The following is a 14,028-nucleotide window of genomic DNA, read 5'->3' as shown; positions in this document are numbered from 1 at the left end:
GGCCCGCCGGGGTCTGGAATCGCCAGGGCATAATCTGAACGGCAACCGGCGCGATCAGGCGTCGGCCACCTGCTCTACCGCCCGGGAGAACGCGTCGATGGCCAGCCCGACGTCGGCAGTGGTGACCGATTCCGCCGGGTGATGGCTGACGCCCCCCAGGCAGCGCACAAACAGCATGGCCGATGGCCAGCGCTCGGCGATGGCGATGGCGTCATGCCCTGCGCCGCTCGGCAGCGTCAGCGACCGCCCCTGCACTGCCACCACCGCCTCGCTCAGCACCGCCTGCAGCTGGCTGTCGCAGGCGGTGGCGGGGATGCGATAATACTCCTCGGCGCTGAAGCTCAGCTGGCGGCGCCCGGCAATGGCCTGCGCCTCCGCCAGCAACTCCTCCAGCAGCGCCGCCAGCGGCGCATCCTGCGGGCCGCGAATATCCAGCGTCAGCTGCACCTCGCCCGGTATCACGTTCACCGCGCCCGGCGCACAGCGCAGGGTGCCGACCGTCGCCACCAGATTGCCGCCGCGCTGCCGGGTCAGGCTTTCCACCTGCACCATCCATTCCGCCGCCGCGGCGAGCGCGTCCTTACGATGGAGCATCGGCACCGTGCCGGCATGGCCGGCTTCGCCGGTAAAGCGGCAGTTCAGGCGGCGGGCGCCATTAATCGCCTCCACTACGCCGAGCGCCAGACCCGCCTGCTCCAGGCACGGCCCCTGCTCGATATGCAGTTCCAGATAGGCGGCGATATCCTGCGGGCGGCGGGCGGCATGGGCGATCCGCGCCGGATCGAGTCCGGCATTCACCAGCGCCTGGGCGACGCTCACCCCGCCGGCATCGCACTGCGACAGCCAGCTTTCGGGCCAGGTGCCGGTGACGCCGCGGCTGCCAAGCAGGGTGATGCCGAAGCGGGTGCCCTCTTCATCGCCAAAACCGACGATCTCGATAGCCTTTGCCAGCCGTCGCCCCTGCTGGTGCAGACGCTGCACCACCTCAATCGCCGTCAGCACGCCGAGCATGCCGTCGTAGCGCCCGGCGTTGCGCACGGTGTCAAGATGAGAGCCCAGCAGCACCGCCGGCGCGCCCTCCTGCACGCCTTCATAGCGACCGCAGATGTTGCCGACGCTGTCCTGCCACACCATCATACCGGCGGCCTGCATCCACTGACCCACCAGCTGGTTGGCCTGCAGATGCTCCGGCGACAGATAGACCCGGGTCAGGGCGTCGGCGGTTTCGCTGAGGGCGGCCAGCTGGTCGGCGCGCGCCATTACCCGGCTGGCGGCCGCCTCTCTCTCCGCCTGCTGGCGGATGGTATCACTCATAGGTTGCCCTCGGTGCGGTAGTGATCCCAGGCCGCCTGCATCGCCGCGCCCTGGGTGGTGGTGAACTTGAGGTAGTTCAGCACCGCCTCCAGCGCACTGAGGGTCTGCATCACACAGTCTTTACGCGCGTTATAGCCCATGGTGCCAATGCGCCAGACTTTACCGTGCAGCGGGCCGAACGAGGTGCCAATCTCAATGCCGAAATCTTCCAGCATCAGCTTACGCACCTGGTCGCCGTTGACCCCGTTGGGGATCACCACCCCCAGCACGTTGTTCATTTTGTGCCGCAGGTCGCCAAAGGTCTCGAGACCCATCGCCTGGATCCCTTTCAGCAGCGCGTCGCCGTGCAGCTTGTGGCGGGCGATGCCGTTGTCGAGTCCCTCCTGAAGGATCAGGCGCGCGCACTCCCGGGCGGCGAACAGCGCCGAGGTCGCTTCGGTGTGGTGGTTAAGGCGCTCCGGCCCCCAGTAATCCATCACCATGCCGAGATCGAAATAGTTGGAGTAGATCATCTCGTCGACGCCATCGTGGTGGGCGTCGGTGCGGATCCCCTGCTCAATGCAGCGGCGGCGGCGGATCGCCTCTTCCATCCGCGGGCTGAGGGTGATGGGCGAGGTGCCGGAGGGGCCGCCCAGGCACTTCTGCATCCCGGCGGACACCGCGTCCAGCTGCCAGGCGTCGGTTTCCAGCGGGTTGCCGCCGAGCGACGCGGTGGCGTCAGTATAGAACAGCACGTCGTGGCGACGACAAATCTCCCCCAGCTCCGCCAGCGGCTGCAGCATGGTGGTCGAGGTATCGCCCTGCACGGTAAGCAGCAGGCGCGGGCGCACGCGCTTGATCGCGTCCTCAACCTGGTCCGGGCTAAAGACTTCCCCCCACGGCACCTCGATGGTGTGTACCTCTGCCCGGCAACGGCGCGCAATCTCGCACAGCAGGTGGCCAAACCGGCCGAACACTGGCACCAGCACCTTGTCGCCCGGACGGATCGCCGACACCAGGATCGCTTCGATACCGGCGCGGGAGGTACCGTCCACCAGCATCGTCCAGCGGTTTTCGGTGCGAAACACGCCGCGGTAGAGCGCCATCACTTCATTCATATAGTGGGTCATCGCCGGATCGTACTGCCCCACCAGCTGGCTCGCCATGGCGCGCAGCACGCGCGGGTCGGCGTTGATCGGCCCCGGACCCATCAGCAGGCGCTGCGGCGGGTTAATTTGCGAAAACTGAGTGATATCCATCTGCCATTCCTTACGTTAGTTAAGACCGCGCACCGAGGAGATAAACTGTTTCAGTTCGGTTGTCTGCGGACTGGCGAACAGCGTTTTGCTGTCACCCTGCTCCCAGACGCGCCCCTGATGCATAAACACCACGCGGTCGCCCACTTCGCGGGCAAAATTCATTTCATGGGTGACGAGGATCAGCGTCATGCCTTCCGCCGCCAGCTGCTCCAGCACCTTCAGTACTTCGCCCACCAGTTCAGGGTCGAGCGCCGAGGTGATTTCGTCACAAAGTAAAACCTTTGGCGACATGGCCAGCGCCCGGGCGATGGCCACGCGCTGCTGCTGGCCGCCGGAGAGGTTGGCCGGGTAGTAATCCAGACGGTCGCCGAGCCCGACCTTCTCCAGCATCCGCTGCGCCAGCTCGCGGCATTCGGCCTGGGACTTCTTCAGCACCCGCCGCGGGGCCAGCATGACGTTCTCCAGCGCCGTCATGTGCGGAAAGAGATTGAAGTTCTGGAACACCATGCCGATGGAGCGGCTGATCTCCCGGGCCTGGGAATCGCGGTCGGTGATGGTCATGCCCCCGAGCTTGATGCTCCCCTCCTGGTACCCCTCCAGGCCATTGATGCAGCGCAGCAGAGTGCTTTTGCCCGAGCCGCTGCGGCCGATGATCGAGATCACTTCCCCCATGTCGATATCCAGATCGACGCCCTTCAACACATGGTTGTCGCCGTAGTACTTCTGCATCTGATTAATGGTGATGAGAGGCATTGAATTTGTTCTCCAGATAACGGCTGTAGCGGGACAGCGGATAGCACAGAATGAAATAGCCCAGCGCCACCAGGGCAAACACTTTAAACGGCTGGTAAGTGACGTTGGTCAGCATGGTTCCCGCCTTGGTCAGCTCCACAAAGCCAATAATCGAGGCCAGCGCCGTACCTTTGATCACCTGCACGGCGAACCCCACCGTCGGCGCGATGGCGATGCGCAGCGCCTGCGGCGCCACCACCCGGTACAGGGTCTGGCCGAAGCTCAGCCCGAGACAGCGCGAGGCTTCCCACTGGCCTTTCGGCAGCGCGCGAATGCTGCCGAACCAGATATCCAGCAGAAAGGCGCTGGTGTAGAGCGTCAGGGCCACCGACGCCGCGGTCCATGCCGAGACGTCCATGCCGAACAGCGCCACGCCGAAAAATGCCAGAAACAGCTGCATCAGCAGCGGCGTCCCCTGAAACAGTTCGACGTAGCCGCGGATCAGTCGTTTTACCTGCCGTCCGCCGGTCAGGCGCAGCAGCAGCAACGGTAAGGTCACCAGCGCCCCGCCGGTAAACGCGACCAGCGACAGCAGCACCGTCCAGCGACCGGCCAGCAGCAGGTTGCGGATAATGTCCCAGTCGGTAAAGGTGGTCATCATGCCTGCACTCCCAGCCATTTACGCCCCGCCGCCATCAGCAGCTGACGCATCGCTATCGATAACGCTAAGTAGATCCCGGTGGTCACCAGATAGACCTCAAAGCTCAAAAATGTCCGCGACTGGATCAGGTTGGCGGCGAAGGTCAACTCCTCATAGGAGACCTGCGACACCACCGACGAGCCGAGCATCACGATGATGCACTGGCTGACCAGCGCCGGATAAATCCGCTGCAGCGCCGGGGGCAGCACGACGCGAATGAAGGTTTGCGTCCGGCTGAGTCCGAGCACGCGTCCGGCCTCCCACTGGCCTTTCGGCGTCACCTGAATGCCGGCGCGCACGATCTCGGTGCTGTAGGCCCCAAGGTTAACCACCATCGCCAGCAGCGCCGCTTCGCCGGCGGTCATCTTCAGTCCCAGGTTCGGTAAACCAAAGACGATAAAAAAGAGCTGCACCACGAACGGCGTGTTACGAATGATTTCCACATATCCGCCCCACACCCGGCTGAGGGCGCCCGGGCGGCCGCTGCGGATCGCCGCCCCGAGGATGCCGATCGCCAGTCCGCCGATCGTCGCCAGCACCGTCAGCTGCACCGTCACCCACAGGCCGGCCAGCAGCTCCGGCCAGTGCGGCCAGAGCTCAGAAAAATGAAGTTGCTCCGTCATCCACAGACCTTACGCGCCGAGGCTGGCAGGCAGCGGCGCTTTCAGCCACTTCTCAGACAGACCGTTGAGGGTGCCGTCCTTAATGCCCTGCTCAATGAGGGTATCCACTTTCGCCTTCAGCGCTGGTTCGTTCTTTTTCAGCCCGATAAAGCACGGCGAGTCCTTCAGCATAAAGCTCGGCACCGGCGCTTTGTCGGCGTTCTGCCGGGCGATGGCCGCCACCACCAGGTTCCCGGTGGCGACATACTGCACCTGGCCTGACAGGTAGGCCGACAGGGTGGTGTTATTGTCCTCGTAGCGCTTAATCTGCGCCGCCTGCGGCGCCACGCTGGTCAGCACCATGTCTTCCACCGCCCCGCGGGTCACGCCGACGCTTTTACCGCTCAGCGCGGCCGCGTCCTTCAGCTCCGCCCCTTTCGGGCCAAACACCCCGAGGAAGAACGGCGCGTAGGCGCGGCTGAAGTCGATCACTTTCTCACGCTCAGCGTTTTTGCCGAGGCTGGAGATCACCAGGTCCACCTTATCCGTCTGCAGATACGGCACGCGGTTGGCGCTGGTTACCGGGACCAGCTGCAGCTTGAGCTTCATCGACTTCGCCAGATAGCGCGCCATGTCGATGTCATACCCCTGCGGCTGCAGGTCGGTCCCCACCGAGCCGAATGGCGGAAAATCCTGGGGTACGGCAATGCGGATGACGCCGCGTTTTTCAATATCCTGGAGCTGGTCAGCCTGAGCGGCGGAAACAGACGAAAGGAGACAAGCGGCCCCGGCCAGTGCGATCAACAGTTTCTTCATGATGTTTACCCGTTACGTTAGCATGAAACAAAAGATTCTTTGAATCTGTTTTTGCAACTAATGTGCCAGATACGGTCGATGCGCGGGTTGGCGAGGAATTAAGGCAAAAAGTGAGAACGGACAGGGAGTAAGGAGCAGAAGAGTAAAAATCGACGGCGCCAGAACGCGGAACCAAATGCACCATATTGATGCACAGCACCACGCTGGCGCCCCATCAGCGTTGTTCCAGCTCGTCCAGCTGCTGATAAAGCGTAGCGATATCGTGGATCCGCGGACGACCGCTGTCGAGCGTTTCATGCAGAAAGGCATTGGCCAGCAGATTGATCAGACTGTTGACCGAGGCATAGCTGTCGTAAGCCGAGACGCTGTCCAGCGGCGCGCAGAGCTGCCAGCGAGAGAGCGGGAACAGGCTGTGGGCCTGCGGCTCGCACATTAACAGAACCGGCACCCCGTCGCGCTGCAGCTGCTGCAGCAGCGGGCGCACGATCCGCGGCCGCCGGCGAAACGCCATCATCACCACCAGGTCATCGGCGGTCAGGTCGACCAGCTCTTCGCTGAGGCTCTGCCCCGGCTGGGGCAGCACCAGCACCTGACCGCGAGCCTGCAGCAGCTGCTGGCGCAGGTGCAGCGCCGCCGGATAGGCATTGCGCATGCCAATCACCACAATGCGGCGCGCGGCCACCATCGCCGTCAGCGCCTCGGCGAACTGGTGAGCGTCAAGGGTATTGACCCATTGGGTGAGGTTCGCCATCTCCTGCTTATAATGACGCGCCAGCAGCGTGTTACCCTGCACCGCGTCGCGCTGGTCGGTCAGCGGCATTCCGCTCTGGCGCAGGGTGCGCAGTTCATCGCGCATGTCCTTATATTTGTCATAGCCCAGGCGCTTGAACAGCCGGCTGACGGTGGCTTTCGACACGCCGCTCAGCTGCGCCAGCTCGGCGCTGTTGTAGCTTATCAGGTCATCAAAGTGGTCAAAGATGAAATCCGCCACCCGCTGCTCCTGCGGCGACAGCGAGGCATATTGCCCTTTCAGTCGTTCATCGAGTTGTTGCATAGCGCCCCTGTAACTTTCGTTTCATCATCCATCCCTCATCATACTGTATCTGCTATGCCTTACACATAGCGTGCCAGCGGGAAAATTCCGGTCATTGTTTTTATCAATGAAACGAAACGTTCAGAGATGGAACAGCTTTTGCAGTGTTCTGCGGGTGATTCGTTCAGAAAGGATAATTTATGCACAGTAGCAACGTTTCGACCCACGGCATGGCGGTCGCTCCTCACCACCTCGCCAGCCAGAGCGCGCTGGCCATCCTGCGCGAGGGCGGCAGCGCCATTGAAGCGATGGTGGCTGCCGCCGCGGCCATCGCCGTCGTCTATCCGCACATGAACGGCCTGGGCGGGGATGGTTTCTGGTTGATCGTGCCTCCCGGGGGGGATCCCATCGCCCTTGACGCCAGCGGGGCGGCCGGCTCGCTGGCCACCCTCGAGGCCTATGCCGGTCAGCGGCATATCCCCCACCGGGGGCCGCAGGCTGCGCTGACCGTCGCCGGCACCGTCAGCGGCTGGGACGAGGCGCTGCGAATTTCACGGGACTTAACCGGCCGCGCGCTGCCGGTGGCGCGCCTGCTGGCCGATGCTATCGGTTATGCCGAAGACGGCATTCCGGTCACCGCCTCGCAGGCCCATGCCACCGCCAGCAAACTGGAAGAGCTGCGCCACCAGCCGGGCTTCAGCGAAACCTGGCTGGCGGCAGGCGAGCCCCCCCGGGCCGGCAGCCGCTTTCGCCAGCCCGCCCTCGCCGGAACCCTGCGCATGCTGGCCAGCGACGGTCTCGACAGTTTCTATCGCGGCCCGCTGGCCGAACGTCTCGCCCAGGGGATGGCCGCGCTGGGGATGCCCGTCACCCTCGGCGACCTGCAGGCCCACCGCGCCCGGCGCCCGGCGCCGCTGACGCTCCAGCACCGACAGGGCACGCTGTGGAACCTCGCCCCGCCGACGCAGGGGCTGGTGTCGCTGGCGATCCTCGGCATCACTGACCGTCTGAACATGGCCGACGCCGACGAGGCGCAAACGGTGCATCGCATCGTCGAAGCCACCAAGCGGGCATTTGCCCTGCGCGATGCGCATATCACCGATCCGCGCCATCTGGATGTCGACGTTCAGCAACTGCTGACTCCGGAGGCGCTGCAGCCGCTGGCCGACAGCATCGACGACGCCAGCGCTTCGCCCTGGGGCGGCGGCAAAGGCCCGGGCGATACCGTCTGGATGGGCGTCGTGGATAACAGCGGCCTGGCGGTGTCATTCATTCAGAGCATCTATCACGAGTTTGGCAGCGGCGTGGTGATCCCGGACACCGGGATCGTCTGGCAAAACCGCGGGGCGGCCTTCAGCCTCGATCCGCAGCATCTTCTGGCGCTGGCGCCAGGCAAACAGCCGTTCCATACCCTCAACCCCGCCGCGGCGCGCCTGAACGATGGCCGGGTGATGGTCTATGGCTCGATGGGCGGCGACGGTCAGCCGCAGACCCAGGCGGCGCTGTTTACCCGCTATATCCTGCAGGGGGCGCCGCTGCAGGAGAGCATCTCCCAGCCGCGCTGGCTGCTGGGCCGCACCTGGGGCCAGTCCTCGGATTCACTGAAGCTGGAGGGACGCTTTGCCCCCGCCTGCATCGCTCGCCTGCGCGAGCTGGGGCACGAGGTGGAAGTGCTGGCCGATTTCAGCGAGGCGATGGGCCACGCCGGGGCCATTGTCCGCCATCCCAACGGCCTGCTTGAAGGGGCTACCGATCCACGCAGCAACGGCGCCGCCGCCGGATACTAAGGAGCAGACCATGACCACACAGCCAGACTGGAGCGAGTATCTGACGCAGATGACCCACCTGTTGCGCCTGGAGCTGGATGCGCCGCGCCGTGAGGAGCTGGAGCGCCAGTTTGCCCGCATCGCCGCCATGGCGCAGCCGCTGATGGACTATCCCCTCGGGCCGCGCGACGACATTGCGGGGGTGTATAAAGCATGACACTTCACCATTTCACCATCGCCGAGATCCAGCGTGCGCTGCACGAGGGCGAACTGAGCGCCCGGGAGATCGCCCGCCAGACGCTGGACGATATCGCCCGCGTGAATCCGCAGATCAACGCCTGGACCGAGGTCACCGCCCAGCGCATGCTGGCGGAGGCCGACAGCATCGACGCCCTGCGCCGGGAAAAGCGCCCCCTGCCGCCGCTGGCGGGCATTCCCTACGCGGTGAAAAATCTGTTTGATGTCGCCGGGCACACCACCCTCGCCGGCGCGGAACTGCTGAGCGACCGGCCGCCGGCAGCCAGCGACAGCTGGGCGGTGCGCCAGCTGCATAGCGCCGGCGCCCTGCTCAGCGGGATGCTCAATATGGACGCCTACGCCTACGGCTTCACCACCGAAAACAGCCACTATGGCGCGACGCATAACCCGCACGATCTGTCGCGGATCGCCGGCGGATCTTCCGGCGGTTCGGCCGCGGCGGTGGCGGCCGGGCTGGTCCATTTCAGCCTCGGCAGCGATACCAACGGCTCGATCCGCGTCCCCGCGTCGCTGTGCGGGATCTTTGGCCTGAAACCCACTTTCGGCCGCCTCTCCCGCTCCGGCAGCCATCCGTTTGTCGCCAGTCTGGATCATATTGGTCCCTTTGCCCGCCGGGTGGCCGACCTCGCCGCGGTGTATGACGCCCTGCAGGGGCGCGACCCGGCCGATGACTTTCAGGCCGATAAAGCCAGCGAGCGCACCGGCAACCTGCTGGAGCGCGGGCTGGACGGTCTGCGCTGCGCGCGGCTGGGGGGCTATTTCACCACCTGGTGCGATGACGACGCCCGGGCGGCCGTGGATCGGGTCGCCCACGCGCTGGGCGCCGACAGCGAGCTGCAGTTCGCGGATGCCGCCCTGGCCCGCTCGGCGGCCTTTATCATCAGCGCCAGCGAAGGCGGCAATCAGTATCTGCCGGATCTTCGCCACTCGCCCGAGCGCTTTGAGCCTCACTCCCGCGAGCGGCTGCTGGCCGGGGCGATGATCCCCTCCGCATGGTATCTGCAGGCCCAGCGCTTCCGCCGCCATGCCCGTCAGGCGATGAAATCCCTGTTCAGTCAGGCCGATGTGCTGATCGCCCCGGCCACCCCATGCAGCGCCACGCCGATTGGCGCCGAGGAGATGGTGATTAACGGCCAGCCGCTGCCGGTGCGCGCCAGCATGGGAATGCTGACGCAGCCGATCTCCTTCCTCGGGCTGCCGGTGGCGACCGTGCCCCTGCGTACCGCCAGCGGCAAGCCGATTGGCCTGCAGCTGATTGCCGCGCCGTTTAACGAACAAGCCTGTCTTCGCGCCGCGCGGGCGCTGGAAGCGATGGGCATTACCGATGCCCGAGTGGCGGAGAGTGCAGCATGATCAATCTGGATAATGTAGACCGCCCGGCGATCCTCGCCGAGGTGACGGCGGCGTTTTATCAGTATGAAGAGGCGCTGGTCAGCAATAACATCGAGGCGCTGGATGCGCTGTTCTGGCACGATCCGCGTACCGTGCGGCTGGGGGCCGGTGAAAATCTGTATGGCATCGAGGCGATCCGCGCCTTTCGCGCCGCCCGCCCCGCCGCCGGTCTGGCCCGCGACCTGCGCCATACCACCATCACCACCTTTGGCGCGGACATGGCGGTGTGCAGCACCGAGTTCACCCGCGAAGGCAGCGCCCGCCCTGGCCGCCAGCAGCAGACGTGGGTGCGCTTTCCCTATGGCTGGCGAATTGTCGCCGCCCAGGTCAGTCTGATGGACTGAGGGTAACAATACCGATTATGGCCAGGTGGATACCGTCTCCCCTGGCCATTCCCGAACCGGTAAAAATGGAGTTATTGACGATGGTCAGGATGATTGAGGGCTGCTGAATCAGCAGATAGTCTTGCGCTGAAAAGGTCATTTCTGCCGCAGGGCTATCAGGCAGCAACAGTCATTACACTTTGCCAAGCAGGATATTTAACATACGGCGCAAGGGTTCCGCCGCACCCCATAACAGCTGATCGCCCACCGTCAACACCGAGTAGATCGGCTCATTATTTAGCGACATTTTCTTGTAGCGGCCAATACCCACCTGCAGCGAACCGCTAATAGCAGCCGGGGTCAGTTTACTGACACTCTCTGGCTTATTATTGGGGATATAGTTTACCCACGGATGGGAATGGGTCACTAACTCTGCGAATTCCGTTTCGCTGACCTCACGTTTAAGTTTAAGGGTAATGGCAGCGCTGTGGCAGCGGATTACGCCGACCCGAATACATAAACCATTAACCGGTATGGTGCCGGGCGCAAGGCCAAGTATTTTATTGGTTTCCGCCTCACCCTTCCATTCTTCGCGGCTATTTCCATCGCCTAAATCGCTGTCGATCCATGGAATAATGCTGCCCATCAGCGGGACGCCAAAACTCTCCACCGGCATACCGGCGCTATTAATCAGCTCACTCACTTTATTGACTAAAGGCAGCACGGAACCTGATGCCGCCAGTTCATCAGCGGACAAATGCTGGCTGATATACGCGCTTTGCGCGATCAATTCCCGCACCTGTTTAGCGCCCGCCCCGGAGGCAGACTGATAGGTCATGACGCTCATCCATTCGATCAGATCAGCCTTGATCAGCCCGGCCAGCCCCATCAGGCTCAGCGTAATGGAGCAGTTGCCGCCGACAAACAGTTTCACTCCCGCTTTCACCGCACGATCGATATTATCGCGATTGACCGGGTCGAGAATAATGCAGGCGTTCTCATCCATTCGCAGCGCCGAAGCGGCGTCGATCCAGTACCCTTGCCAGCCAGAGTGAATTAACGCCGGATAGATGGCTTTGGTATAATCCCCGCCCTGACAGGTAATAATAATATCCATTTCGGCGAGGGCGCTAAGGGAATTCGCATCTTTCAGTCTGTCGCTTTTACCATTAATAACCGGGCCCGCGGCACCCGCACTGGAGGTACTAAAAAAATGCGCTGAAATATCGTCGAAATCATTCTCTTCGATCATTCGCTGCAACAATACTGAGCCAACCATGCCTCGCCAGCCAACAATACCCACCTGCTTCATTTATTTAACCTTAAAAAGTTATGAGAATATTAATTTTTGTTCGCCATACCTTATATCGTATCCCCCAATAAAGGTCATTACCCACCACATCGATTTCTATGATTATTAAAATGTTTCATCTGCCATCAGCGGTTTTTATCTCTTATTACGGTAAAGCAGAAATAAGCAGGCGGCGGTGACTGTCCCGCTTTCAGCATTCAAAGGAAGAAATGACGTAGCGGAACGCCAGCGGTTGCTCCCCTGACAGTTATCAATAGTAACTTGCATTTTGATAGTGACTATGTCAGTTTGCTGGCAACAGCCACCTGCTCCCTGGACCGCCCATGAAAAATGAACCGCTTTGCCACGCTCCCTGCCCCATCGCCCGTAGCCTGGGCCGCATCGGCGACAGCTGGAGCATCATGATCCTGCGCGACGCCTTTGCGGGCTTTACCCGCTTCGACGAATTTCAGAAAAGCAGCAACGTCGCGCCCAATATTCTGTCGCGCCGCCTGAAGGCGCTGGTCGACGACGGGCTGCTGGAGAAGGTCTGCTATAGCAGCACGCCGCCGCGCTACGAATACCATCTCACCCCGCGCGGCCGCGATTTTCGCATGGTGCTGCTGGCGCTGGCGGAATGGGGTAATCGCCACTTCGCTCCCGAAGGCCGTCAGATGCAGCTGGTGGAAACCGCCACCCAGCGACGGGTGGAGCCAGTCATGGTGGATAAAGCGACCGGGGAAGAGATTATTCCGGGTAAATACGCCATGGTGCCGGGTCCCGCCGCCTCGCCGCTGATGCAATATCGTCATGAATATCTGCTGCGCAAACGCGAAGGCGATAACGGGCAAAAATTCCAGCCTGAACCCTACAGAGATGCCGGCAATGAATCCGGCCAGTAAGCAAAGCGTCCACGTTCTGGCGGCCATCTGAATAACGCCAGGATTTTGTTCAGCGCAGCGCGGCAAACTTCGCCACGCGGGGATCTCGCCGGATGCCGCGCTGGCGCGGCGGGAGGCGCGAACCCAGGCATTTTCCGATGCGTTCTACCTCATCATGATTGGTTTTTTGCTTGCCGCGCAGCTGGTTCCCTTGATGAAAAAGCCGCCGGCACACTGATACTACAGGAGAGTTAACTATGGGCGTTTCCGTTAAACGCATTGTCGTCACCGGGATGGGGATTGTCAGCCCGCTGGGCTGCGGCGTACAGCACGTCTGGCAGTCGCTGCTGGCAGGAAAATCAGGGATTACCCGGCTCAGCGAGCAGCTGGTCGCGGATATTCCCTGCAAAGTGGCCGGCCAGGTGCCGTCCATTGAAAGCGATCCGCTGCACGGCTTCGACCCGCTGGCGACCATCCCGGCGAAAGAGCGCAAAAAGATGGATCGTTTTATCGAGTTTGCGCTGGTCGCCGCGCGTGAAGCGCTGACTCAGGCCGGTTGGTCGCCGGCATCAGCGGCCGAACAGGAACGCACCGCCACGGTGATCGCCACCGGGATCGGCGGGTTCAGCGAGATCGCCAATGCGGTACATACCACCGATGAGCGCGGGCCGCGTCGCCTCTCCCCGTTCACCATTCCCTCTTTTCTGGCCAACCTGGCCGCCGGGCATGTGTCTATCGCTCACGGTTTCCGGGGCCCCATCGGCGCGCCGGTCACCGCCTGCGCGGCGGGCGCCCAGGCCATTGGCGATGCGGCGCGGATGATCCGCAGCGGCGAGGCGGATATCGCCCTCTGCGGCGGCGCGGAAGCGGCAATACATCGCGTTAGCCTTGCCGGGTTCGCCGCGGCAAGGGCGCTCTCCAGCGCCTCCAGCGACCAGCCGGAAGCCGCTTCCCGCCCCTTTGACCGCGACCGCGATGGATTTGTGATGGGAGAAGGCGCCGGGCTTATCGTGATCGAGTCGCTGGAGCACGCGCTGGCGCGCGGCGCCACGCCGCTGGCCGAGCTGGTGGGCTACGGCACCAGCGCAGATGCTTATCACCTGACCGCGGGCCCGGAAGATGGTAACGGCGCGCGTCGGGCCATGGAAACCGCCCTTCGCCAGGCCGGAGTGACCGCTGAAGAGGTTGACCATATTAACGCCCACGCCACCTCGACCCAGGTCGGCGATAAAGGCGAGCTGGCGGCGATTAAAACGCTGTTTGGCACCCATCCCGTCGCCATTACCTCGACGAAATCCGCCACCGGCCATCTGTTAGGCGCGGCAGGTGGGATTGAGGCCATCTTCACCATTCAGGCGCTGCGTGACCAGGTAGTGCCGCCGACGCTGAACCTGCATCACCCCGATGAAGAGGCGGCAGGTCTTAACCTGGTGGCGCTGGAGGCCCGCCCGCAGAAGATGCGCTATGCGCTGTCGAACGGTTTTGGCTTTGGCGGGGTTAACGCCAGCCTGCTGCTGAAACGCTGGGAATAATCGTCAACTCCCCCGCCGGCGCTGGCTGGCGGGGGAGCTCCACCCGGACAGCATACGCTGTCGCGGGTATCACTTGTCCACCTTGCTCCTGTGTTCTCTGCTGAAGCTGAAAAATTCGCTACCAACGCTGAAGCCGGGTGAGCGGCCCCT

At 63.0% G+C, this 14,028-nt stretch carries 14 protein-coding genes and 1 pseudogene; 7 read left to right on the top strand and 8 right to left on the bottom strand.

All coding sequences use genetic code 11. The features are described 5' to 3' along the window. Positions 1-54: 54 nt before the first annotated feature. The 7 genes from hpxK to hpxU form a co-directional block, all read right to left on the bottom strand. Entirely contained in the window at positions 55-1,314 is a 1,260-nt protein-coding gene (gene hpxK, locus K5R89_RS12865; protein ID WP_221853865.1) for an allantoate amidohydrolase, read from the bottom strand. Then, complete coding sequence (locus K5R89_RS12860; RefSeq protein WP_044523339.1) at positions 1,311-2,552, bottom strand: alanine--glyoxylate aminotransferase family protein; 1,242 nt, start codon at positions 2,550-2,552, stop codon at positions 1,311-1,313. The genes hpxK and K5R89_RS12860 overlap by 4 nt, the downstream gene beginning before the upstream one ends. Positions 2,553-2,567: 15 nt before the next feature. After that, the gene (locus K5R89_RS12855; protein ID WP_002905293.1) at positions 2,568-3,305 is read right to left on the bottom strand and encodes an amino acid ABC transporter ATP-binding protein; all 738 of its coding nucleotides are present in this window, start codon (positions 3,303-3,305) and stop codon (positions 2,568-2,570) included. Beyond that, positions 3,286-3,942 (bottom strand): amino acid ABC transporter permease, encoded by a 657-nt coding sequence (locus K5R89_RS12850; protein ID WP_217259416.1) that lies wholly within the window; start codon positions 3,940-3,942, stop codon positions 3,286-3,288. The genes K5R89_RS12855 and K5R89_RS12850 overlap by 20 nt, the downstream gene beginning before the upstream one ends. Next, positions 3,942-4,607: an amino acid ABC transporter permease gene (locus K5R89_RS12845; protein ID WP_135733145.1), complete on the bottom strand. Its 666-nt coding sequence runs from the start codon at positions 4,605-4,607 to the stop codon at positions 3,942-3,944. The genes K5R89_RS12850 and K5R89_RS12845 overlap by 1 nt, the downstream gene beginning before the upstream one ends. Before the next feature lie 9 nt (positions 4,608-4,616). After that, positions 4,617-5,402 carry a transporter substrate-binding domain-containing protein gene (locus tag K5R89_RS12840; protein ID WP_023289755.1) on the bottom strand — a complete coding sequence of 262 codons (786 nt, stop codon included), beginning with the start codon at positions 5,400-5,402 and terminating at the stop codon, positions 4,617-4,619. Between the two features lie 214 nt (positions 5,403-5,616). Next, positions 5,617-6,456, bottom strand: a complete 840-nt coding sequence (gene hpxU / locus K5R89_RS12835) for a MurR/RpiR family transcriptional regulator HpxU (RefSeq protein WP_124074051.1) — start codon at positions 6,454-6,456, stop codon at positions 5,617-5,619. A gap of 179 nt (positions 6,457-6,635) precedes the next feature. Here hpxU and hpxW point away from each other — a divergent pair, with 179 nt between their 5' ends. The 4 genes from hpxW to hpxZ are packed head-to-tail and all read left to right on the top strand — an operon-like array spanning position 6,636 to position 10,195. Continuing rightward, positions 6,636-8,222 (top strand): gamma-glutamyltransferase family protein, encoded by a 1,587-nt coding sequence (gene hpxW, locus K5R89_RS12830; protein WP_217259403.1) that lies wholly within the window; start codon positions 6,636-6,638, stop codon positions 8,220-8,222. Positions 8,223-8,232: 10 nt separating this feature from the next. Beyond that, positions 8,233-8,418 (top strand): oxalurate catabolism protein HpxX, encoded by a 186-nt coding sequence (gene hpxX / locus K5R89_RS12825; RefSeq protein WP_023289758.1) that lies wholly within the window; start codon positions 8,233-8,235, stop codon positions 8,416-8,418. Beyond that, complete coding sequence (locus K5R89_RS12820; RefSeq protein ID WP_023289759.1) at positions 8,415-9,812, top strand: AtzE family amidohydrolase; 1,398 nt, start codon at positions 8,415-8,417, stop codon at positions 9,810-9,812. Before hpxX ends, K5R89_RS12820 begins: the two co-directional genes overlap by 4 nt. Next, positions 9,809-10,195, top strand: coding sequence for an oxalurate catabolism protein HpxZ (gene hpxZ, locus K5R89_RS12815; protein WP_023289760.1), 387 nt, complete (start codon positions 9,809-9,811; stop codon positions 10,193-10,195). The genes K5R89_RS12820 and hpxZ overlap by 4 nt, the downstream gene beginning before the upstream one ends. A 172-nt stretch (positions 10,196-10,367) precedes the next feature. Here the strand turns inward: hpxZ and asd are convergent, their stop codons facing one another. Next, a complete protein-coding gene (asd, locus tag K5R89_RS12810) occupies positions 10,368-11,486 on the bottom strand; it encodes an aspartate-semialdehyde dehydrogenase (protein ID WP_072413229.1) in 1,119 nt (372 codons plus the stop codon). Positions 11,487-11,809: 323 nt separating this feature from the next. On the opposite strand from asd, the gene K5R89_RS12805 reads away from it, so the two are divergent. The 3 genes and pseudogenes from K5R89_RS12805 (at position 11,810) to fabF (ending at position 13,878) form a co-directional block, all read left to right on the top strand. Continuing rightward, a complete protein-coding gene (locus tag K5R89_RS12805; protein ID WP_049014063.1) occupies positions 11,810-12,367 on the top strand; it encodes a helix-turn-helix domain-containing protein in 558 nt (185 codons plus the stop codon). Between the two features lie 24 nt (positions 12,368-12,391). Next, positions 12,392-12,584, top strand: a pseudogene (locus tag K5R89_RS12800) (EmrB/QacA family drug resistance transporter); the annotation flags it as partial. A gap of 19 nt (positions 12,585-12,603) precedes the next feature. Further along, positions 12,604-13,878 (top strand): beta-ketoacyl-ACP synthase II, encoded by a 1,275-nt coding sequence (gene fabF, locus K5R89_RS12795; protein ID WP_101989563.1) that lies wholly within the window; start codon positions 12,604-12,606, stop codon positions 13,876-13,878. Positions 13,879-14,028 lie beyond the last annotated feature (150 nt).

The organism is Klebsiella sp. TF21-TM (genome assembly GCF_019753495.1).
Classification (GTDB): domain Bacteria; phylum Pseudomonadota; class Gammaproteobacteria; order Enterobacterales; family Enterobacteriaceae; genus Klebsiella; species Klebsiella quasipneumoniae.
The sequence above is the reverse complement of the archived record's forward strand: the minus strand, read 5'-3'. Positions and strand labels throughout refer to the sequence as shown.

Coding starts and splice junctions, on each gene's coding strand:
- hpxK (WP_221853865.1), bottom strand. CDS start 1,314: ATGAGTGATACCATCCGCCAGCAGGCGGAGAGAGAGGCGGCCGCCAGC.
- K5R89_RS12860 (WP_044523339.1), bottom strand. CDS start 2,552: ATGGATATCACTCAGTTTTCGCAAATTAACCCGCCGCAGCGCCTGCTG.
- K5R89_RS12855 (WP_002905293.1), bottom strand. CDS start 3,305: ATGCCTCTCATCACCATTAATCAGATGCAGAAGTACTACGGCGACAAC.
- K5R89_RS12850 (WP_217259416.1), bottom strand. CDS start 3,942: ATGACCACCTTTACCGACTGGGACATTATCCGCAACCTGCTGCTGGCC.
- K5R89_RS12845 (WP_135733145.1), bottom strand. CDS start 4,607: ATGACGGAGCAACTTCATTTTTCTGAGCTCTGGCCGCACTGGCCGGAG.
- K5R89_RS12840 (WP_023289755.1), bottom strand. CDS start 5,402: ATGAAGAAACTGTTGATCGCACTGGCCGGGGCCGCTTGTCTCCTTTCG.
- hpxU (WP_124074051.1), bottom strand. CDS start 6,456: ATGCAACAACTCGATGAACGACTGAAAGGGCAATATGCCTCGCTGTCG.
- hpxW (WP_217259403.1), top strand. CDS start 6,636: ATGCACAGTAGCAACGTTTCGACCCACGGCATGGCGGTCGCTCCTCAC.
- hpxX (WP_023289758.1), top strand. CDS start 8,233: ATGACCACACAGCCAGACTGGAGCGAGTATCTGACGCAGATGACCCAC.
- K5R89_RS12820 (WP_023289759.1), top strand. CDS start 8,415: ATGACACTTCACCATTTCACCATCGCCGAGATCCAGCGTGCGCTGCAC.
- hpxZ (WP_023289760.1), top strand. CDS start 9,809: ATGATCAATCTGGATAATGTAGACCGCCCGGCGATCCTCGCCGAGGTG.
- asd (WP_072413229.1), bottom strand. CDS start 11,486: ATGAAGCAGGTGGGTATTGTTGGCTGGCGAGGCATGGTTGGCTCAGTA.
- K5R89_RS12805 (WP_049014063.1), top strand. CDS start 11,810: ATGAAAAATGAACCGCTTTGCCACGCTCCCTGCCCCATCGCCCGTAGC.
- fabF (WP_101989563.1), top strand. CDS start 12,604: ATGGGCGTTTCCGTTAAACGCATTGTCGTCACCGGGATGGGGATTGTC.